Source organism: Mesorhizobium sp. P2_F8, from assembly GCF_056403655.1.
Genome location: NZ_JBFUFB010000003.1, coordinates 601,371 through 620,779 on the forward strand (window position 1 = coordinate 601,371; position 19,409 = coordinate 620,779).

General features: G+C 63.9%; 18 protein-coding genes, 1 other RNA gene and 1 pseudogene. 19 read left to right on the plus strand and 1 reads right to left on the minus strand.

What is annotated here, in order from left to right; genetic code table 11:
* The first annotated feature begins 34 nt into the window (after nucleotides 1–34).
* The 7 genes and pseudogenes from AC1DZP_RS10225 (at nucleotide 35) to AC1DZP_RS10255 (ending at nucleotide 4,056) form a co-directional block, all read left to right on the plus strand.
* Nucleotides 35–295: a hypothetical protein gene (locus AC1DZP_RS10225; RefSeq protein WP_109668284.1), complete on the plus strand. Its 261-nt coding sequence runs from the start codon at nucleotides 35–37 to the stop codon at nucleotides 293–295.
* Nucleotides 296–468: 173 nt separating this feature from the next.
* The gene (locus AC1DZP_RS10230) at nucleotides 469–1,188 is read left to right on the plus strand and encodes a TerB family tellurite resistance protein (protein WP_477302015.1); all 720 of its coding nucleotides are present in this window, start codon (nucleotides 469–471) and stop codon (nucleotides 1,186–1,188) included.
* Entirely contained in the window at nucleotides 1,185–1,940 is a 756-nt protein-coding gene (locus AC1DZP_RS10235) for an N-acetylmuramoyl-L-alanine amidase (RefSeq protein ID WP_477302017.1), read from the plus strand. The genes AC1DZP_RS10230 and AC1DZP_RS10235 overlap by 4 nt, the downstream gene beginning before the upstream one ends.
* Nucleotides 1,941–2,150: 210 nt before the next feature.
* Nucleotides 2,151–2,831, plus strand: coding sequence for a lytic transglycosylase domain-containing protein (locus AC1DZP_RS10240; protein WP_477302018.1), 681 nt, complete (start codon nucleotides 2,151–2,153; stop codon nucleotides 2,829–2,831).
* A gap of 80 nt (nucleotides 2,832–2,911) precedes the next feature.
* Nucleotides 2,912–3,311: RNase P RNA component class A (gene rnpB, locus AC1DZP_RS10245), an RNA gene on the plus strand.
* Between the two features lie 173 nt (nucleotides 3,312–3,484).
* A pseudogene (locus AC1DZP_RS10250) lies at nucleotides 3,485–3,761 on the plus strand (type II toxin-antitoxin system ParD family antitoxin).
* 61 nt (nucleotides 3,762–3,822) lie between these two features.
* Complete coding sequence (locus AC1DZP_RS10255) at nucleotides 3,823–4,056, plus strand: type II toxin-antitoxin system RelE/ParE family toxin (RefSeq protein ID WP_477302020.1); 234 nt, start codon at nucleotides 3,823–3,825, stop codon at nucleotides 4,054–4,056.
* An 8-nt stretch (nucleotides 4,057–4,064) separates the two neighbouring features.
* On the opposite strand, the gene AC1DZP_RS10260 is transcribed toward AC1DZP_RS10255, so the two are convergent.
* Nucleotides 4,065–5,180, minus strand: a complete 1,116-nt coding sequence (locus AC1DZP_RS10260; RefSeq protein ID WP_477302022.1) for a cystathionine gamma-lyase — start codon at nucleotides 5,178–5,180, stop codon at nucleotides 4,065–4,067.
* Nucleotides 5,181–5,589: 409 nt separating this feature from the next.
* Between AC1DZP_RS10260 and mraZ the strand changes: the two genes are divergently transcribed.
* Genes mraZ through murB form a run of 12 tightly spaced genes read left to right on the plus strand, consistent with a single transcriptional unit; the run spans nucleotide 5,590 to nucleotide 19,253 of the window.
* On the plus strand, nucleotides 5,590–6,048 hold the full coding sequence (gene mraZ / locus AC1DZP_RS10265; protein ID WP_095086912.1) for a division/cell wall cluster transcriptional repressor MraZ: 459 nt from the start codon (nucleotides 5,590–5,592) through the stop codon (nucleotides 6,046–6,048).
* Nucleotides 6,045–7,061 carry a 16S rRNA (cytosine(1402)-N(4))-methyltransferase RsmH gene (rsmH, locus tag AC1DZP_RS10270; protein WP_477302024.1) on the plus strand — a complete coding sequence of 339 codons (1,017 nt, stop codon included), beginning with the start codon at nucleotides 6,045–6,047 and terminating at the stop codon, nucleotides 7,059–7,061. The genes mraZ and rsmH overlap by 4 nt, the downstream gene beginning before the upstream one ends.
* Before the next feature lie 4 nt (nucleotides 7,062–7,065).
* Entirely contained in the window at nucleotides 7,066–7,461 is a 396-nt protein-coding gene (gene ftsL, locus AC1DZP_RS10275) for a cell division protein FtsL (RefSeq protein WP_095086918.1), read from the plus strand.
* Nucleotides 7,458–9,167, plus strand: coding sequence for a peptidoglycan D,D-transpeptidase FtsI family protein (locus AC1DZP_RS10280; RefSeq protein ID WP_477226987.1), 1,710 nt, complete (start codon nucleotides 7,458–7,460; stop codon nucleotides 9,165–9,167). Before ftsL ends, AC1DZP_RS10280 begins: the two co-directional genes overlap by 4 nt.
* A gap of 54 nt (nucleotides 9,168–9,221) precedes the next feature.
* On the plus strand, nucleotides 9,222–10,670 hold the full coding sequence (locus AC1DZP_RS10285) for a UDP-N-acetylmuramoyl-L-alanyl-D-glutamate--2,6-diaminopimelate ligase (protein ID WP_477302027.1): 1,449 nt from the start codon (nucleotides 9,222–9,224) through the stop codon (nucleotides 10,668–10,670).
* The gene (locus AC1DZP_RS10290) at nucleotides 10,667–12,097 is read left to right on the plus strand and encodes a UDP-N-acetylmuramoylalanyl-D-glutamyl-2,6-diaminopimelate--D-alanyl-D-alanine ligase (protein ID WP_477302029.1); all 1,431 of its coding nucleotides are present in this window, start codon (nucleotides 10,667–10,669) and stop codon (nucleotides 12,095–12,097) included. The genes AC1DZP_RS10285 and AC1DZP_RS10290 overlap by 4 nt, the downstream gene beginning before the upstream one ends.
* Nucleotides 12,098–12,116: 19 nt before the next feature.
* Nucleotides 12,117–13,199, plus strand: a complete 1,083-nt coding sequence (mraY, locus tag AC1DZP_RS10295) for a phospho-N-acetylmuramoyl-pentapeptide-transferase (RefSeq protein ID WP_023765130.1) — start codon at nucleotides 12,117–12,119, stop codon at nucleotides 13,197–13,199.
* A gap of 8 nt (nucleotides 13,200–13,207) precedes the next feature.
* A complete protein-coding gene (gene murD / locus AC1DZP_RS10300) occupies nucleotides 13,208–14,608 on the plus strand; it encodes a UDP-N-acetylmuramoyl-L-alanine--D-glutamate ligase (protein WP_477302031.1) in 1,401 nt (466 codons plus the stop codon).
* On the plus strand, nucleotides 14,608–15,759 hold the full coding sequence (gene ftsW / locus AC1DZP_RS10305; RefSeq protein ID WP_477302033.1) for a putative lipid II flippase FtsW: 1,152 nt from the start codon (nucleotides 14,608–14,610) through the stop codon (nucleotides 15,757–15,759). Before murD ends, ftsW begins: the two co-directional genes overlap by 1 nt.
* 1 nt (nucleotide 15,760) lies before the next feature.
* Nucleotides 15,761–16,888: an undecaprenyldiphospho-muramoylpentapeptide beta-N-acetylglucosaminyltransferase gene (gene murG / locus AC1DZP_RS10310; RefSeq protein ID WP_477302035.1), complete on the plus strand. Its 1,128-nt coding sequence runs from the start codon at nucleotides 15,761–15,763 to the stop codon at nucleotides 16,886–16,888.
* Nucleotides 16,885–18,291, plus strand: coding sequence for a UDP-N-acetylmuramate--L-alanine ligase (murC, locus tag AC1DZP_RS10315; RefSeq protein WP_477302037.1), 1,407 nt, complete (start codon nucleotides 16,885–16,887; stop codon nucleotides 18,289–18,291). The genes murG and murC overlap by 4 nt, the downstream gene beginning before the upstream one ends.
* A complete protein-coding gene (gene murB, locus AC1DZP_RS10320) occupies nucleotides 18,288–19,253 on the plus strand; it encodes a UDP-N-acetylmuramate dehydrogenase (RefSeq protein ID WP_477302039.1) in 966 nt (321 codons plus the stop codon). Before murC ends, murB begins: the two co-directional genes overlap by 4 nt.
* The last annotated feature ends 156 nt before the right edge of the window (nucleotides 19,254–19,409 follow it).

Below are 19,409 nucleotides of genomic sequence, written 5' to 3' on the forward strand. Positions count from 1 at the left end.
CCGCAACGTGAACGTGTAGTGAAGGAGAGATGTTATGAAAAAGCTCATTCTTGCGTCCGTTTCCGCTTTGGCGTTGCTCGGCGTTGCTGCCTGCAGCGACAGCGGTACGGACAACACCACCACCCAGAGCACCAATCCGCCGGCCGCCGAGCAGCCGATGAAGCCGGCGACGCCGGAAGCCACGCCGCCGGCCGCAACGCCTCCGGCAACCGATAACTCAACCACCAAGAGCATCACACCCGAGAAGCCTGCCGAGCCGGCTCCGGCAACACCAGCTCCTGCGCCCGCGCAGTAGTCAACAAAGCAGTACTCGTGTGATGATTGAGGAAGGCCGGCTTCACGCTGGCCTTTCTCATATTGTCTGCGCGTCGTGACTACATCCCCTCGGCGTCAGGCCGATCGGTTGCGCCAAGGCTGCGGCACTGTCCCGGCTTGATAGCAAGGGGCCGTGGCCCTAAGAAGCAGGCCATGTCGATTTGGGATCGCCTTGGCGAGTTCATCACGCGCGTTTCATCCTCAACCTCGTCGGGCGTTGCCGACGTCGTTGAGGCCGTGCGCACGGTATTCTCCGGCGACGCCGACCTGCGCCGGCGTGTCGCCTTCTCGGTGGCGATGATCGCGCTGTCGGCCAAGATGGCCAAGGCCGATGGCATCGTGACCCAGGACGAGGTGCGCGCGTTCCAGGAAATATTCGAGGTCCCGCCGAAGGAGACGCGCAATGTGGCGCGGCTGTTCGATCTCGCCCAGCGCGACGTGGCCGGTTTCGAAACCTATGCCGAGCGGATGGCGCAACTGTGCGGCTCGGGCCATTCCAACTGCGTGATGCTGGAAGACATACTCGACGGTCTGTTCCACATCGCCAAGGCCGATGGGCTGGTGCATGAGCGCGAAGGCCACTTCCTGCATCGTATCGCCGAGATTTTCCGCATCGACGAGGCCCATTACGAGAGCATCATGGCGCGCCACGTCAATCTCGGCGCAGGTGATCCCTATGTCGTGCTCGGCATCGAGCGCGGCAAGCCGTTCGAAGAGGTCAGGAAGCGTTATCGCAAGCTGGTCTCCGACAATCATCCGGACCGGCTGATCGCGCGCGGCCTGCCGCAGGAGTTCATCAAGATCGCAACGACCAGGGTGGCGGCGATCAACGCCGCCTATGAGATGATCGAGCGGGGCCTGCGGCACGCATGAGCGGCTTCCTGCCCGACGAGCCTAGCGCCGAGGTCAGGGTATCGCCGAATTTCGGTCCGCGGCGCGACACGCTCCGGCCCGACATGATCGTGCTGCATTACACTGGAATGGCGACCGGCACCGGCGCCGAAGCATGGCTGTGCGATCCGGCCAGCGAGGTCTCGTCGCACTATCTTGTGCATGAGAATGGCGACATCGTGCAGATGGTCAGGGAAAGCGATCGCGCCTGGCACGCCGGCAAGAGCTCGTGGTTCGGACGCGCCGACATCAATTCCTGTTCGATAGGCATCGAGATCGTCAATCCGGGACATTCGCTGGGCTATCCCGGCTTTCCCAGAGGGCAGATCGATGCGGTGATCGGCTTGTGCGCCGGGATCGCAGGTCGGCACTCGATTGCCGCCGAGCGAGTGCTGGCGCATTCCGACGTGGCGCCGGGGCGCAAGATCGATCCGGGCGAGAAGTTTCCATGGCGGACGCTGTTTGCGGCCGGCGTCGGCCATCTCGTGGCGGCCGCACCCGTCAGGCGAGGGGCCGTGCTCAAGACCCGAGACACCGGCGCCGATGTCGAGGCGTTGCAGTCGATGCTGGCGCTCTATGGCTATGGCGTCGAGATATCAGGCATTTTCGACCGGCAGACGGAGATTGTCGTCGAAGCGTTTCAGCGACATTTCCGGCCGCGCAAAGTGGATGGTGTTGCCGATGGCTCGACACAGCGGACGCTAGAAAGGCTGCTTGCTTCCGTAAGGTCTTGATCTCGGGGGAAGCTGTTCCCAAGGTACTCATTCCAGTCCTTAAGTTACAAGCTGTCACTCAAAGTGACTTGCCTGGCCTTGTTTGGCACCAATTCGAGCTTCAAACGGCTGGCGTGCAAGTTGTCGGACCCCCAGCCCCCCGGATGTTCCGATATTGATTAAGCGTTGCTGCGTGAACACCTTTACGCGGTTCAGACAGAACAGGATCACATGCAGAAATTGACCGTTTTAACGGCAGCTGTTGCTGCCGGCGTAATGACTTTTGCCTTCGGTGCCGCGAATGCCAGCCCTCGGGCTGATCAAGGGCTCGTCGCGGTATCCGCAAAACCCAGCAAGGCAGGCCAAGACGCCAAGGCCACGAAGCGGTCTCCCGTGAAAATGGAAAAGGCAAGTTTTGCCAAGCCGAAGAAATCCGCCAAGAGGCAGACGAAGCGCGGCCGCAAGACCTTGGACATGGCGACAACGGCGTCGATCGACCTCAGGAACGCGGCTGCGTCGACGGCAGCAGTGGCCGGCGGCGGTCAGTATTCGGCGATCGTCGCGCGCTATGCCGCGAGCTACGGCGTACCGGTTTCGCTCGCTCACGCAGTCATCAGCATCGAGAGCAACTACCGGCCGAACATGGTCGGCAGCGCCGGCGAGATCGGCCTGATGCAGATCAAGCCGGCGACGGCGCGGATGATGGGCTACAACGGTTCGGCAAAGGGCCTCTTCGACCCGGACACCAACATCAAATACGGGATGAAGTACCTCGCCATGGCGCAGGACCTCGGCGGCGGCAGCACCTGCGGCACGATCCTGAAATATAACGCAGGCCACGCCGCAACGCGGATGAACCCGGTGTCGGCCGCCTATTGCAGCAAGGTCAAGGTGCAGATGGCGGCGCTTTAGCCGACTGGTTGCGTGGAGCCGGCCGGAGCGGCCGGCTTTTTCGTTTGCGTTTTCGAGCGTGAACCCCTTTATACGCCTTGCCAGCTGGCCGGGCGGCCGCACCCGCAACAGCCGAAAGGCCGCGGGTGAGGAAAGTCCGGGCTCCATGGAAACACGGTGCCGGTTAATGGCCGGCGGGGGCGACCCCAGGGAAAGTGCCACAGAAAGCAAACCGCCACGATCTAATCGTGGCAAGGGTGAAAGGGTGGGGTAAGAGCCCACCGCGCGACTGGCAACAGGAGCGGCACGGTAAACCCCACCGGGAGCAAGACCGAATAGGGGCGGTGCGAGGGGAAACCCTCGAGGGCTGTTTCCGGCTCACCGTCCGGGTAGGTTGCGTGAGGCGTATGGCAACATGCGCCCAAGATGAATGGCCGCCACGCTCTCGCCTCGCACGGGGCGAGGGCCATACAGAACCCGGCTTACAGGCCAGCTGGCAATTCTCTCCACGACATCGAAAAGAAGTCTTTGAGATCAGCAGGTTGCGCCCTCGGGCGCGCCTGCCGATTCAAGCTATTCAGTTACTTACCGTCGTAGCGGGAGCCTACCGGTTGCTTGAAGTTGGTGCGATTAAATCGTACCATGCGCCAGCGAACGGCATCAGCAGCCTTATCATGGGACAGGTCGACAAACGCAGCATCACGCTGTCGCCGGAACTGGCGCAGGCGGTGGACGATGTGGTCGCGGCCGGCGAATACGCTTCGGCGAGCGAGGTGATCGGCGATGCGCTCCGGCAATGGAAGGACCGGCGCGATCTGCATGGCTACACGGTCGAGGAAGTTGCGCAAGCTGGTGCAGGAGGGGATCGACAGCGGGCCGGGACGATTTGCATCGATGGATGACATCAAGGCTGAGGCGCGGAGGCGCTTGCGATCTGACGACGCAGCATGAATTTGCTGCCCGTCGCTCGGAACGCGCGCGGAAGACGATCTGATCGCGATCTGGCTTCATATTGCACGCAGCGAGGCTGCAGCCGACCGGTTGCTCGATCGCATCGAGGCACGGTGGCAGCAACTGGGCTACCGATCCTTTCTCAGGCGCGCCGCGCGACGATATCTCGCCCGGCATCCGTCATTTGGTGGTCGGCGACTACCTCACTCTGTACCGGGTCGGTGACGACGCGATCGAAATCATCCGCGTGCTGCACGGCAAACGCAGGATCGAAGCCGACGACCTCGGTTCGTGATCGCCCGGTCAGCCGCTGATCTTGTCCAGCGACGCCTCGATCGCCTTCCAGAGCTCTTCCACCGGCTCACAACCGACCGAGAGGCGAACGAAACCGGCGGCAACCGCATCGCCTCTCTTAGATCGGCGTTCGGCGGAGCTATGGACGCCGCCAAAGGATGTTGCGGCCTGCATCAGATCGCAGTTGTTGATGAAATCCTCGGCCTTGTCTTCAGAGGCAAGCTCGAAAGAGATGAGAAAGCCGAAGCGCTCCATCTGGGCGCAGGCAAGGTTGTGCGAAGAGTCGCTCTCCAGTCCGGGAAAACGCAGGCCGCTGATTGCCGGGTGGCTCTTCAGCCGCCGTGCGATCACTTCCGCCGAAGAGCACATGCGGTCGAAGCGCACATCCAGCGTTTCGAGGCCGCGATGCACCAGCCATGCCTCGAACGGCCCGGGAATGCTGCCGGAGATTTCTCGCCAGCCGGTCACGGCGGCGATGATATCGGCATTGCGGCTGGCGACATGGCCGAACAGAACGTCGGAATGGCCATTGGGTGCCTTGGTGTCGGCGGCAACGACTATATCAGCGCCATGGTCGAGCGGGCGCTGTCCGAAGGGCGTCATCGTCGTGTTGTCGACGGCAAGGAGCGCACCGGCCATGTGAGCGGCTTTTGCAACGGCCGCGATATCGCAGATGTCCAGTCCCGGGTTGGCTGGGGTTTCGACGAAGGCAAGGCGGTAACCTTCAAAGCCACCGTCGAGGAAGGTCGAAGTCGGCCTCATATCGTAGGTGACGCCAAACGGCTTCAGGAAGCGGTCGGCCAGGGCCCTTGTCGTGTGGTAGCCGTCCGCAGGCAGCAGGATACGGTCGCCGGCTTTAAGCAGGCCGAAAAACACCGAACAGATTGCAGCCATCCCGGACGGAAAGGCGACGCAGGGCGCACCTTCCAGATGCGCCAGCATATGTTCGACCGCATCCCATGTCGGGTTGCTGAAGCGGCCATACTCATCGAAACCGTTGGCGTCGCCGGGGGTGTGATAGATCGCGGCCATGGTCAGCGGCAGCGGGATCGGATCACCCTTGGCGAACCCCCTGTCGCGCAGATGGGGAAGTGCCGCAGCGCGTGCGTTCGCTGTTTCAGACATCGATTCTCAGACCCTCTTGGTGACCGACGAGATGCGGCGAGACGCTATGCCGGGCGGTGGCTTGCGGCAAGGCGCGTCCGGTTGGGCCAGGCGGGTCTAAACGCTTCGTTAGGCTTAATGGACCATAAAGACGAGACGTGCCGTCAAGGCTGCTTTCATTGGTCGCGACGCGCGTGTTTGTGAACCCATTCCCGTTGACGCCCATAGTGCCCCATGATATCCCATTTCGATACTCAAGCCTTCGTTCCGCGTCAGGGTAAAGCGTACGCCAATCGGGCAGCCGCGGCGGCTGCGCGTTTGCCGGTTTTTGCCCTTATGGACGAGGCTGACACGGGGCAGGGAGCGCGTTGCGGCGGCGCGTGCGACAAGATGGAGAGGGGTGCGGCGGCGCAAGCGGCTGTGACGTTCAATGGACCGGTTTCTGTCAAATACGGTGAGCAGGATCGATGCGAAGGGGCGAGTTTCCGTTCCGGCGCATTTCCGTGCCGTCGTGCAGAAGCGCGGCTATTCGGAGCTCTATGGGCTGCGCTGCCTCGACCAGCCGGCGATGGATGTCGGGGGGCTCGACCTGCTCGACCGCTACGAGGAGCGCATCGCGCTCGAAGATCCCTTCCTGCAGACGGCGGACGACATGTCGTTCTTCTGCCATGGCGATGGCGCCTTCCTGAAGCTCGACCAGGACGGCCGCATCACGATGAGCGATTTCATTCGCGAGCATACCGGCATTTCGGCGGAGGTGGCCTTTGTCGGGCGCGGCAATTTCTTTCAGATCTGGGAGCCGGGACGGCTAGCTGCCTATGGGGCGCAGGCGCGTGCCCGGCTTTTGCAGCTTCGGCAGGGGACGAAGCCTGGGGAGCGACCGGAATGATGGTGGGCCACGGCGATGACCTTCACGCCGTTGGCGGATCGGCCCGCCACATTCCGGTCCTCCTTGGCGAAGTGCTCGAAGCGCTGGCGCCGGTGGAGGGCGACACCATCATCGACGGCACGTTCGGCGCCGGCGGCTACACCAAGGCAATTCTGGCGACGGGCGCTTCCGTCGTGGCGATCGACCGCGATCCGGATGCCATCGCCGCTGGGCGCGATCTCGAGGCGCAATCCGGTGGCCGATTGAGGTTGGTGCAGGCGCCATTCTCGACGCTGGACGAGCATGTCGAGAGCGCCGACGGCGTCGTGCTCGACATCGGCGTGTCGTCGATGCAGCTCGACCAGGCCGAACGCGGGTTCTCGTTCCGTGCCGACGGGCCGCTCGACATGCGCATGGCGCAAGCGGGCCTGAGCGCCGCCGATGTCGTCAATTCCTTCAAGCCGGGCGATCTCGCGCGCATCTTCGGCTTCCTCGGCGAGGAGCGTCACGCCGGCCGTATTGCCCGCATGATCGAGGCTCGCCGCGAAAAGCGGCCATTCGAGCGCACGCTGGAACTGGCCGACGCCATCGAGACACATGTCGGCCGCGCACCAAAGGACAAGATCCATCCGGCCACGCGCGTCTTCCAGGCGTTGCGCATCTTCGTCAATGACGAGCTTGGCGAACTGGCGAAGGCCTTGTTGGCCGCCGAACGCGCGCTGAAGCCGGGCGGGCGGCTCGCCGTGGTGACGTTCCATTCGCTGGAAGACCGCATCGTCAAGCGCTTCATCGCCGATCGCGCCGACGCCGTGACCGGCTCGCGCCATATGCCAGAGGCGCAGGCGCGCACCGCGACCTTCCGCAAGGCGGGCGGCGGCGTGACTGCCGGCGATGCCGAGGTCGCAGCCAACCCGCGCGCCCGTTCGGCCCGGCTGCGCGCGGCCATCCGCACCGAGGCACCGGCCCGCAACAGCGACTTTTCGATCTTCGGCCTTCCAAAACTTCCCGGCATCGACCGGCCGGGGGAGAGGTAAGCACGTGTTTCGTACCAGCGACATCGTCCTGATCGCCGTCATGGTTTCGGCGGCGGCCCTTACCTACAAGACCAAGCGCGAAGCCGAGGAACAATTGGCAGCGGTGCAGAAGATCCATGAGCAGATCCGCTATGAGGAGGACACGATCGACCTGCTCAAGGCCGACTGGAGCCTGCTCACCCAGCCGTCGCGGCTGCAGAAGCTGGCCGACCTCTACAAGTCGCAGCTCGAACTCCAGCCGGTCAGCGCCCGCCAGATCGTCGGCATCGGCGACCTGCCGGCCAAAGCCCTGGACATTCAGGACATCCTCAAAGGACGCGAGGGCGGCATGGCCGACAATTCCGACAAGGCGTCCCCGGACGGCAAGGATCCCGTTGTGACCGGAGGCATCGCCCAATGATCGGCAAACTGCTGAAGCGCAGCACCAAGGCCGGTGAAGGCGGATCGATCGTGGTCGAGGGCGCCCGCAAGGCGACCGGCGGCAAGGGCAGGACGCGCATCGTGATGACGATGGCGGTGTTCTTCGGCATCTTCGCGACCATTTCCGGGCGGCTGGTCTATCTCGGCTTCCAGACCCCCGACATGTCGGGCGGCCCGCAGAGCCGGGTGACGGCATCGCGGCCCGACATTGTCGATCGCAACGGCGAAGTGCTGGCGACGGACATCAAGACGGCCTCGCTGTTCGCCGAGCCGCGGCGCATCGTCGATGCCGACGAGGCGATCGAGAAGCTGTCGACGGTGCTGCCGGAGATCGACTACGAGCAGACCTACCACAAGCTCAAAAGCGGCGCCGGCTTCGTCTGGCTGCAGCGGCAGCTGACGCCCAAGCAGCAGTCCGACATCATGCAGCTCGGTATTCCCGGTTTCGGCTTCCGCACCGAAAAGCGCCGCTTCTATCCGAGCGGCGAGACCTCGTCCTACGTTGTCGGGCTCACCAACATCGACAACCAGGGCATCTCCGGCATGGAGAAATATGTCGATGAGCAGGGCTTGAGCGACTTGCAGGCATCGGGCCTGGCGGTGGCCAAGGATCTGAAGCCGGTGAGGCTTTCGATCGATCTGCGCGTCCAGCATGTGGTGCGCGACGAGATCGCCGCCGGCCTGGAGCGCTATCGCGCCATGGGCGCTGGCGCCGTTGTGCTCAACGTCAAGACCGGCGAAGTGGTGGCGATGGCCTCGGTGCCGGATTTCGATCCGAACAATCCTTACAATGCACAGGAAAAGGACCGGCTGAATCGGATGTCGGCGGGGCTCTATGAGATGGGCTCGACCTTCAAGAGTTTCACCTCGGCCATGGCGCTCGATTCCGGCAAGGCGACGATGGCGAGCCGCTTCGACGCTTCGCATCCGATCCGGGTCGGCCATCAGGCCATTCACGATTTCCACGGCAAGAACCGTGTGCTGTCATTGCCGGAGGTGTTCCTCTATTCGTCCAACATCGGGTCGGCCAGGGAGGCCGAGATGGTCGGCATCGAGGGGCACCGCGAATTCCTGCATCGCCTTGGAATCTTGGACAAGATGCAGACCGAACTGCCGGAAGTCGCCCGTCCGACTGAACCGAAGGTCTGGAAACAGGTCAATTCGTTCACCATCGCGTTCGGCCATGGCGTGTCGACGACGCCGCTGCAAGCGGCTGTCGGCTGCGCGGCGCTGATGAATGGTGGCTTCCTGATGAATCCTACCTTCCTGGTCCGCACTCAGGAAGAAGCGATGGCGGTGGCCAAGAAGGTGGTCAGCGAAAAGACGGTCGATGGCATGCGCTACCTCTATACGCTCAACGCCGAGAAGGGCTCGGCCAGAAACGCCAGGGTCCCCGGCTACCGCGTTGGTGGCAAGACCGGAACAGCCGAGAAGGTCATCAATGGCCGCTACTCGAAGGAATTGAACTTCAATACCTTCGTCGCCGCTTTCCCGATGGACGATCCGCAATACCTCGTGTTTACGATCGCCGACGCCCCGCACCCGGAAAAGCCTGGCATGACCGACGTCGCGGCCGCGAATGCAGGGGTTATCGCCGGCAATATCATCAAGCGATCAGCGGCCATGCTTGGCGTGAAGCCAGATTTCAGCCATGAAAATGGTGCAACGCTGGTTTCCTATCAGTGATTCTTGGGGCGCGCCGGCAACTGCGCGCTATTTTGTTGTGGTGAACGGGACTCGATGAAGCTCAGAGATCTAGCCGGTATCCTGCCAGTCGAAGGAACAGCTTCCGCCGATCTGGAGGTTACCGGGATTTCGTCGGATTCCCGCCAGGTAAAGCCCGGGGTCGTCTTCTTCGCGCTCGCCGGTACCAAGGCGGATGGCGCCACCTATGCCGCCGACGCTGCCCGGCGTGGCGCCGCCGCAATCGTCGCAGGCAGCGCCATCGCCGGGTTGCCGGTTCCAGTGCTGGCGGTCGATGATCCGCGCCTGGCGCTGGCGCTGAGCGCGGCCCGCTATTTCGGCAAGCAGCCTGAGACCATGGTCGCGGTGACCGGCACCAGCGGCAAGACATCGGTCGCCGCCTTCACCAGGCAGATCTGGGAGCAGGCCGGCTATGCCGCCGCTTCGATCGGCACCACCGGCGTGGTGGCGCCGGGTCGCAACGAGTATGGCTCGTTGACGACACCCGATCCGGTCGCCTTGCACCAGCTGCTCAAGGAATTGGCGGATGCCGGCGTCACCCACGCCTCGATGGAAGCCTCCAGCCATGGGCTCGACCAGCGCCGCCTCGACGGCGTCAAGCTGGCGGCAGGCGGCTTCACCAATCTCGGCCGCGACCATATGGACTATCATCCGACCGTCGAGGACTACCACCGCGCCAAATTGCGCCTGTTCGACACGTTGCTGCCGAAAGGCGCGCCGGCCGTCATTTTCGCCGACGATCCGTGGTCGGCGCCGACGATCCAGGCGGCGCAGGCTGCCGGGCTGGACGTGCTGACGGTTGGCCGCCATGGCGATTTCCTCAAGCTGAAGCGGGTCGAGCACGAGCGCCATCGCCAGCGCGCCGAGGTCGAGGCCGGCGGCGCGCTCTACGAGGTCGACTTGCCGCTCGCCGGCGATTTCCAGATATCGAACGCGCTGGTTTCCGCGGGGCTTGCCATTTCCACTGGAACACCTGTCGCCAAAGCCTTGCTGGCATTGGAGAAACTGAAGGGCGCGCCGGGCCGGCTCGACCTTGTCGGCACCACCACCAACGGCGCGCCGGTCTATGTCGACTACGCTCACAAGCCCGATGCGCTGGAAAACGTGCTGGCCTCGGTGCGCCCGTTCACCACCGGTCGCGTCATCGTGGTGTTTGGCTGCGGCGGCGACCGCGACCGCGGCAAGCGGCCGATCATGGGCGAGATCGCGACGCGGCTCGCCGATGTCGTCATCGTCACCGACGACAATCCGCGCTCGGAAGTGCCGGAAACGATCCGCGCCGCTATTCTTGCCGCCGCGCCAGACGCCATCGAAATCGGTGACCGGCGCCAGGCGATCCACGAGGCGGTCGCCATGCTGCATGCCGGCGACACGCTGATCGTGGCCGGCAAGGGCCACGAGGAAGGCCAGACGATCGGCACCGAAACGCTGCATTTCTCAGATCATGAGGAAGTCCGCGCGGCGCTGCGGGAGCGTGCCGCATGAGCTTGCTGTGGACCTCCGAGGCGCTGGTTGCCGGCATGGACGGCCGGCCGCTCGGGCCGATGCCGGAAGGCATATCCGGTATTTCGATCGACAGCCGCAGCCTGCAACCGGGCGACGCCTTCTTCGCCATCAAGGGCGAGGTGATGGACGGTCATGACTTCGCCACTGCCGCCATCAAGGCCGGCGCCGGCGTGCTGGTGGTGGCGGAAGGCAAGCTGCCGTCGCTCGGTCGGCTGACGGCACCGATCATCGTCGTCGAAGACGTGCTGGCGGCACTTGAGAAGCTTGGTGTCGCTGCGCGCGCCCGCTCGGAGGCCAAGATCATCGCGGTGACCGGTTCGGCCGGCAAGACCACCACAAAGGAAGCGCTGCGCCACGTCCTGTCGGCGGTCGGCAAGGTGCATGCCTCGGCGCAGTCCTTCAACAATCACTGGGGGGTGCCGCTGACGCTGGCGCGGATGCCGGTCGATTGCGACTATGCCGTGTTCGAAATCGGCATGAACCATCCCGACGAAATCCGGCCACTGGTCAAGATGGTGAGGCCGCATGTCGCCATCGTCACCATGATCGCGGCGGCGCATCTTGGCTTCTTCCGCAATCTCGATGAGATCGCCAGGGCCAAGGCCGAGATATTCGAAGGCCTGGAGCCTGACGGCGCAGCCGTCCTCAATCGCGACGATGGGCGCTGGAAGCTTCTGGACAAGATGGCGCATGCCGCCGGAGTCGAGCACGTGTACGGCTTCGGCGAGAATGCGCGCTCGACCTTCAGGCTGGTCAAATGCGAGCTCTATGCCGACCATTCCGACATCACCGCCAGGATCGGCGGCCACGAGGTGACGGCCCGGGTCGGTGCGCCCGGCCGCCACATGGTGCAGAACGTGCTGGCGGTGCTGGGTGCGGCGCATCTGGTCGGCGCCGATCTCGACAGAGCGGCGCTGGCGCTGGCCGATCTTTCGGCCGAGCGCGGCCGTGGCAAGCGCCATGTGCTACGCCACCCCGGCGGGCCGATCACGCTGATCGACGAGAGTTACAACGCCAACCCGGCGTCGATGGGCGCCGCCATGGCGCTGCTCAATGCGACGCCGGTGACAGGCGAGGGGCGCCGCATCGCCGTCCTCGGCGACATGCTGGAACTCGGCGACCATTCGGCCAAGCTGCATGCCGCCCTTGCCGATCTCATCGTCGGCACCGGGACGCAGACAGTCTTTCTCGGCGGGCCGGAAATGCGGGCGCTGGCCGAGAGGCTGCCAGGCGAAATCAAGACGGAATACCGCGCCGGCGTCGAGGAACTGAAGCCGGTGCTGCTTGCCGCGCTGAAGCCGGGCGACGTGGTCATGATCAAATCGTCGAAGGGCATCGGTTTTGCAAAACTGGTCGATGCGCTGCTGGGCAAGTTCCCGGCTCAAACGACAAGCAAACAGACCTAGGTCGGGGGACGATAAGCGCATGTTCACACTGCTCGTCGATTTTGCGGACAAGATCTCGGTCTTCAATGTCTTCCGCTACATCACCTTCCGCACCGGCGGAGCGCTGATCACCTCGGCACTCATCGTCTTCATCTTCGGACCGACCATCATCAATTCGCTGCGGTTGCGGCAAGGCAAGGGCCAGCCGATCCGCGCCGACGGGCCGCAGACGCATTTCAAGAAGGCCGGTACCCCGACCATGGGTGGGCTGATGATCCTGTCGGGCATCATCGGGTCGTCGCTGCTATGGGCGAACCTGTCGAGCATCTATGTCTGGGTGGTGCTGCTGGTGACGCTGGGCTTCGGCTCGATCGGCTTCTATGACGACTATCTGAAGGTGACCAAACAGTCGCATCTCGGCTTTTCCGGCAAGGCACGGCTGGCGCTTGAATTCGTCATTGCCGGCATCGCCGCCTGGGTGATCATGCACAACGGCCAGGCGCCGTTCTCGTCGTCGCTGACATTCCCCTTCGCCAAGGAATTCATCATCAATCTCGGCTGGTTCTTCATCCCGTTCTCCTGCTTCGTCATCGTCGGCGCCGGTAATGCGGTGAACCTGACCGACGGCCTCGACGGGCTGGCGATTGTGCCCATCATGATCGCGGCGGCGTCCTTCGGCGTCATCGCCTATCTGTCCGGCAACGCCGTGTTCGCAGAATACTTGCAGATCCATTTCGTGCCCGGCACCGGCGAACTGGCGGTCGTGCTCGGCGCGGTCATCGGCGCCGGCCTCGGCTTCCTCTGGTTCAACGCGCCGCCGGCGGCGATCTTCATGGGCGACACCGGCTCGCTGGCCATGGGCGGCCTGATCGGCACGGTTGCAGTCGCCACCAAGCACGAGATCGTGCTGGTCATCGTCGGCGGATTGTTTGTCGTCGAAATCCTGTCGGTCATCATCCAGGTCGGCTACTTCAAGATGACCGGCAAGCGGGTGTTCCTGATGGCGCCGATCCACCATCATTTCGAAAAGCTCGGCTGGACCGAAAGCCAGGTGGTGATCCGATTCTGGATCATCGCCGTCATCCTGGCGCTGGTCGGCCTGTCCACCCTGAAGCTGAGATAGGAGGCCGCTTGATCCCCGCCGTATCCTTCGCAAGCAAGCGCGTTTCGCTTTTCGGGCTCGGTGGCTCGGGGATCGCGACGGCGCGCGCGCTGATCGCCGGCGGGGCGGACGTGTTGGCCTGGGACGACAACCCCGACAGCGTTGCCAAGGCGGCGGCGGACGGCATCGCAACCAGCGATTTGCGCGGCGCCGACTGGGCGAAGTTCTCGGCTTTCGTGCTGTCGCCGGGCGTGCCGCTGACGCATCCCAAGCCGCATTGGACGGTGGAACTGGCGCGTGGTGCCGGCGTCGAGATCATTGGCGACATCGAGCTTTTCTGCCGCGAACGGATGCTAGCCGCGCCGGCAGCGCCGTTCATCGCCATCACCGGTACCAACGGCAAGTCGACGACGACCGCATTGACCGCGCATATCCTCAAAGCGGCGGGACGCGACACCCAGATGGGCGGCAATATCGGCCGCGCGGTGATGACGCTCGATCCGCCCGAGCCCAATCGGCATTATGTCGTCGAATGCTCGTCGTACCAGATCGATCTCGCGCCCTCGATCAACCCGACGGCCGGCATCCTGCTCAATTTGACGCCGGACCATCTCGATCGGCACGGCACCATGCAGCACTACGCCTCGATCAAGGAACGGCTGGTGGCCGGCAGCGAGACTGCGATCATCGGCATCGACGATTCCTGGTGCGCTCAGATCGCCGAGCGGCTGGAGCGGGCAGGGCGGCATGTCATCCGCATTTCCAAGCGGCTGCCGCTGACCGACGGCTATTTCGCCGACGGCGGCAACCTGATGGAGGCGGTTAACGGCCGCTACAGCCGCGTCGCTTTCCTCGAAGGCATCGGCTCGCTGCGCGGCCAGCACAATGCGCAAAACGCGTTGGCGGCGGTCGCTGCTTGCCTCAAGGTCGGGCTGGACCTTGGCGAAATCCAATCCGGACTGGAAAGTTTTCCCGGCCTTGCGCACCGTATGGAGCAGGTCGGCCGCAAGGATCACGTTCTGTTCGTCAACGATTCCAAGGCCACCAATGCTGACGCTGCGGCACCGGCTTTGTCGAGCTTTCCGCGCATCTACTGGATCGCCGGCGGCCTGCCCAAGGAGGGCGGCATCGAGCCGCTGCGCGGCTTCTTCCCGCGCATCGCCAAGGCCTATCTGATCGGCGAGGCGGCGCCCGCCTTTTCGGCGACACTGGGCGAGGCCGTCCCCTACGAAATATCGGGCACGCTGGCCGCTGCGGTCGAACATGCCGCGCATGATGCGGCTCAAGACGATGCGAGCGAAGTGGTGGTGCTGTTGTCGCCGGCCTGCGCCAGTTTCGACCAGTTCAAGAATTTCGAAGTCCGCGGCGAAGCCTTCAGGCAAGCTGCGAATGCTATCGAGGGTGTGAAACCCATCGGAGGGGCACGATAATGCAGAGCCGTCTCGATAAAAGTCCGGTTGCGACCTGGTGGTGGACGATCGATCGCTGGTTCCTGGCGGCGTTCCTGTCGCTGATGGGGCTCGGCATCGTGCTGTCCTTTGCCGCCAGCCCGGCGGTGGCAGAACGCATCGGCCTCGACAGCTTCCATTTCGCCACCAGGCAGATCATCTTCACCGTGCCGGCGCTTGGCGTGATGCTGGCGGTGTCCTTCCTCGAATCCCGGCAGATCCGGCGCATGGCGCTGATCATGCTGTGCCTGATGCTGGTGCTGATGGTGGCGGTGCTCTACATCGGCGTCGAAGTGAAGGGCGCGCGCCGTTGGGTGTCGCTGGCCGGCCTGTCGATCCAGCCGTCGGAATTCCTAAAGCCCGCCTTCGTCATCATGTGCGCCTGGCTGTTCGCCGAACACAAGCGCCAGCCCGACATTCCAGGCAATCTGTTTGCCATGCTGCTGCTGGCGCTGGTCGTCTCGCTGCTGGTGGCGCAGCCGGATCTCGGCCAGACCATGCTGGTGACCGGCACCTGGGGTGTGATGTTCTTCATGGCCGGGCTGCCATGGCTGTGGATCATCGCGCTTGGTGGCGCGGGCGTCGGGGGCGTGTTCGCCGCCTATTCGGTGTTTCCGCACGTCGCCTTGCGCATCGACAAGTTCCTCACTGGCGAAGGCGACACGTTCCAGGTCGACATGGGCCGCGAGGCGCTGATCAATGGGGGCTGGTTCGGCGTCGGGCCGGGCGAGGGCACCATCAAGCGGGTCATCCCGGACAGCCATGCCGACTTCGTCTTTTCGGTCGCCGGCGAGGAATTCGGGTTGATCATGTGCTTCTTCATCATGTCGATCTTCGCCTTCATCGTGCTGCGCGGCCTCAACACCGCGCTGAAGGAACATGACGACTTCACCCGCTATGCGGTCGGCGGGTTGGTTACGGTGTTCGGCCTGCAGGCCGTCATCAACATGTGCGTCAACCTGCAACTGGTGCCTGCCAAGGGCATGACGCTGCCATTCATCTCCTATGGCGGCTCCTCTCAGATCGCGATCGCCATCTCGATGGGCATGGTGCTGGCGCTGACGCGCAAGCGGCCCGAAAAGCGCAAGCAAATGGGCTTTGCCCTGCCGCAACGCGCCTTGCCGGCGGAGTGATATGGCGAGAGGCGTCATCCTTCTCGCGGCAGGTGGAACCGGCGGGCATCTGTTTCCGGCCGAGGCGCTGGCGCATGAGCTGAACGAGCGCGGCTGGACGGTGCATCTGGCCACCGACGACCGCGCCGAGCGGTTCGCTGCCCATTTCCCGGCGGCCGCCATCCATCCGATCCAGTCGGCGACAATGGGCTCGAAGAATCCCATCGCCCTGCTTGGTGCCTTCTGGAAAATCTGGCGCGGAGTGCGCCAGGCCTCCGCGGTCATCGCCAGGATCAAGCCGGATGCGGTCGTCGGCTTTGGCGGCTACCCGACCTTGCCGCCGCTCTATGCGGCGACACGGCGCAAGGTGCCGACGCTGATCCATGAGCAGAACGCAGTGATGGGGCGCGCCAACCGGGCGCTGGCCGGGCGTGTCGACGCCATCGCCGGCGGCTTCCTGCCACAGGACGCGAGTGCGGCCGGCGCCAAGACGGTGACGACAGGCAATCCGGTCCGGCCTCCCGTGCTGGAAGCGGCCAAGACGCCTTATGCGGCATCGACCGGGGAGCAGCCGTTCAGGCTGTTGGTGTTCGGCGGCAGCCAGGGCGCCCAGTTCTTTTCGGACGCGGTGCCGGCGGCCGTCGCGCTGCTTTCCGATGCGCAGCGCAAGCGGTTGCTGATCACACAGCAGGCGCGCGCCGATGACGTGGCGCGGGTGAAGGCGGCCTATGCCGCACTTGGCGTCAATGTCGAAGTCTCACCCTTCTTCACCGACATGGCGCAGCGCATAGCGGCGGCGCATCTGGTGGTCTCGCGCTCCGGCGCCTCGACCGTTTCGGAGATCGCCGTCATCGGCCGGCCGGCGCTGCTGGTGCCATATCCCTATGCGCTCGACCACGACCAGGCGGCGAACGCGGCGGCCCTTGCCGCCGCTGGCGGTGGCGAAGTGCATCCGCAATCCTCGCTTTCGCCCGAGCGCATCGCGGCCCTCATCGGCGGGCTGATGGACAGCCCCGAGCGGCTGGAGGCCATGGCGGCGGGAGCGAAATCGGCCGGCCGGCCCGACGCGGCACAGTTGCTCGCCGATCTGACAGAGGCTATTGCGTCCCAAAAAACCGTTTCAGACTTCAGGAAGGGGACGCACGCATGAAGATGCCGCAGACCATCGGCCTTGTGCATTTCATCGGTATTGGCGGCATCGGCATGAGCGGCATCGCTGAAGTGCTGCACAATCTCGGCTACAAGGTGCAGGGGTCCGACCAGGCCGACAGCGCCAATGTGCAGCGGCTGCGCGACAAGGGCATCGAATGCTTCGTCGGGCACCAGGCCGAAAATCTCGGCGATGCCGAGGTTGTCGTCGTCTCGACGGCGATCAAGAAAACAAACCCCGAACTGAAGGCCGCGCGCGAGAAGCTGCTGCCGATCGTGCGCCGTGCCGAGATGCTGGCCGAGCTGATGCGTTTTCGCCAGGCGGTGGCGATTGGCGGCACGCATGGCAAGACGACGACGACCTCGATGGTGGCGACCTTGCTCGAAGCCGGCGGGCTCGATCCGACTGTCATCAATGGCGGCATCATCAACGCCTATGGCACCAATGCGCGCATGGGCGATGGCGAATGGATGGTGGTCGAGGCCGACGAGAGCGACGGCACATTCCTCAAGCTGCCGGCCGAAATCGCCGTCGTCACCAACATCGATCCTGAGCATCTCGACCACTATGGCAGCTTCGACAAGGTGCGCGAGGCGTTCCGCCAGTTCGTCGAGAACGTGCCGTTCTACGGCTTCGGCGTGATGTGCACCGATCACCCGGAAGTGCAGGCCCTGGTCGGCCGCATCGAGGACCGCCGCGTCATCACCTATGGCGAGAACGCGCAGGCCGACGTGCGCTTCACCAACCACCGCATGACGGGTGCCATTTCGGAATTCGACGTGGTGATCCGCAACCGCAAGAGCGGTGGCCAGACGACGATCGCCGGCCTGCGCCTGCCGATGCCCGGTCGCCACAACGTCTCCAACGCGACGGCGGCGATCGCTGTCGCGCATGAACTTGGCCTGTCCGCCGAGGCGATCAAGAAGGGCCTGTCGTCCTTCGCCGGCGTCAAACGCCGCTTCACTCATACCGGTTCATGGAACGGCGTCGATGTGTTCGACGATTACGGCCATCATCCGGTCGAGATCTCGGCTGTGCTGAAGGCGGCGCGCAGCGCCACCAAGGGCCGCGTCATCGCCATTGCCCAGCCGCATCGCTTCACCCGGCTGCACGACCTGTTCAACGAGTTTTCCACCTGTTTCAACGACGCCGACACGGTGATGGTGGCGCCGGTCTACGCGGCCGGTGAAGAACCGATCGAAGGCGTGACATCCGATGCACTGGTGTCGCGCATCCGCGCCGGCGGCCATCGCGACGCACGCTACATCGAAGGTCCGGCGGCAATTGCGCCGATCATCCGCGATCTGGCCAAACCCGGGGACTTCGTCGTCTTCCTCGGCGCCGGCAACATCACCCAATGGGCTTATGCGTTGCCCAAGGAGCTTGGCGGGACGGTCTCATGATGTATGGCCAGGCCCTGATCGACAGACTTGGTGACCGGCTTGCCGGCCTGCGTGGCCGCCTTACGCCGAATGCCGAGATGGACAAGATCACCTGGTTTCGCGCGGGGGGGCTGGCCGAAGTGCTGTTCCAGCCGGCCGACGAGGAGGACCTGGCCGCCTTCCTCAAAGCCGTTCCCGAGGAAATACCGCTGACCGTCGTCGGCGTCGGCTCGAACCTTCTGGTTCGTGACGGCGGCATTCCGGGTTTTGTCATCCGGCTTTCGGCTAAAGGGTTTGGTGAGGCAGAAATTGTTTCGCCGACCACGATCAAGGCGGGCGCGGCCACGCCCGACAAGCGCGTTGCCGCCGTGGCGCTCGAAGCTGGTATTGGCGGCTTTCATTTCTATCACGGCATTCCGGGCGCCATTGGCGGCGCGCTGCGGATGAACGCCGGCGCCAACGGCGTCGAGACGCGCGAACGCGTCGTCGAGGTGCGTGCGCTCGACCGCAAGGGCAATGTGCAAACGCTGAGCAATGCCGACATGGGCTACGCCTACCGCCATTCGGCGGCACCTTCCGGGCTGATCTTCACCTCGGCTTTGTTCGAGGGGTTTGCCGAGGACAAGGCAGCGATCAAGGCGGCGATGGACGCGGTGCAGAACCATCGCGAGACCGTGCAGCCGATCCGCGAAAAGACCGGCGGCTCGACCTTCAAAAATCCCGAAGGCACGTCAGCCTGGAAGGAGATCGACAAGGCGGGCTGCCGCGGCCTGATGATCGGCGGTGCCCAGATGTCGCCGCTGCATTGCAACTTCATGATCAATACGGGAACCGCGACCGGCTACGACCTCGAATATCTCGGCGAGACGGTGCGAACGCGGGTGCTGGAAAATTCGGGCATCCGGCTGCAATGGGAAATCAAGCGCATCGGCAATTTCCGGCCGGGGCATGCCGTGCAGGAGTTTCTCGGGCAACTTCTATAGTGGGTGTTGAAGTTCACGTGATGCATGAACTTCAATGGGGCCGAAAATGGCTCGCGACCGTTGCCGCAAAGACTCAACGGCGCGGTTTTCGCACCCATTTTCTCAGAAAGTGAATCTCTCGGAATCGTAAGTACTTGCCAGTGAATCAACTCTCTG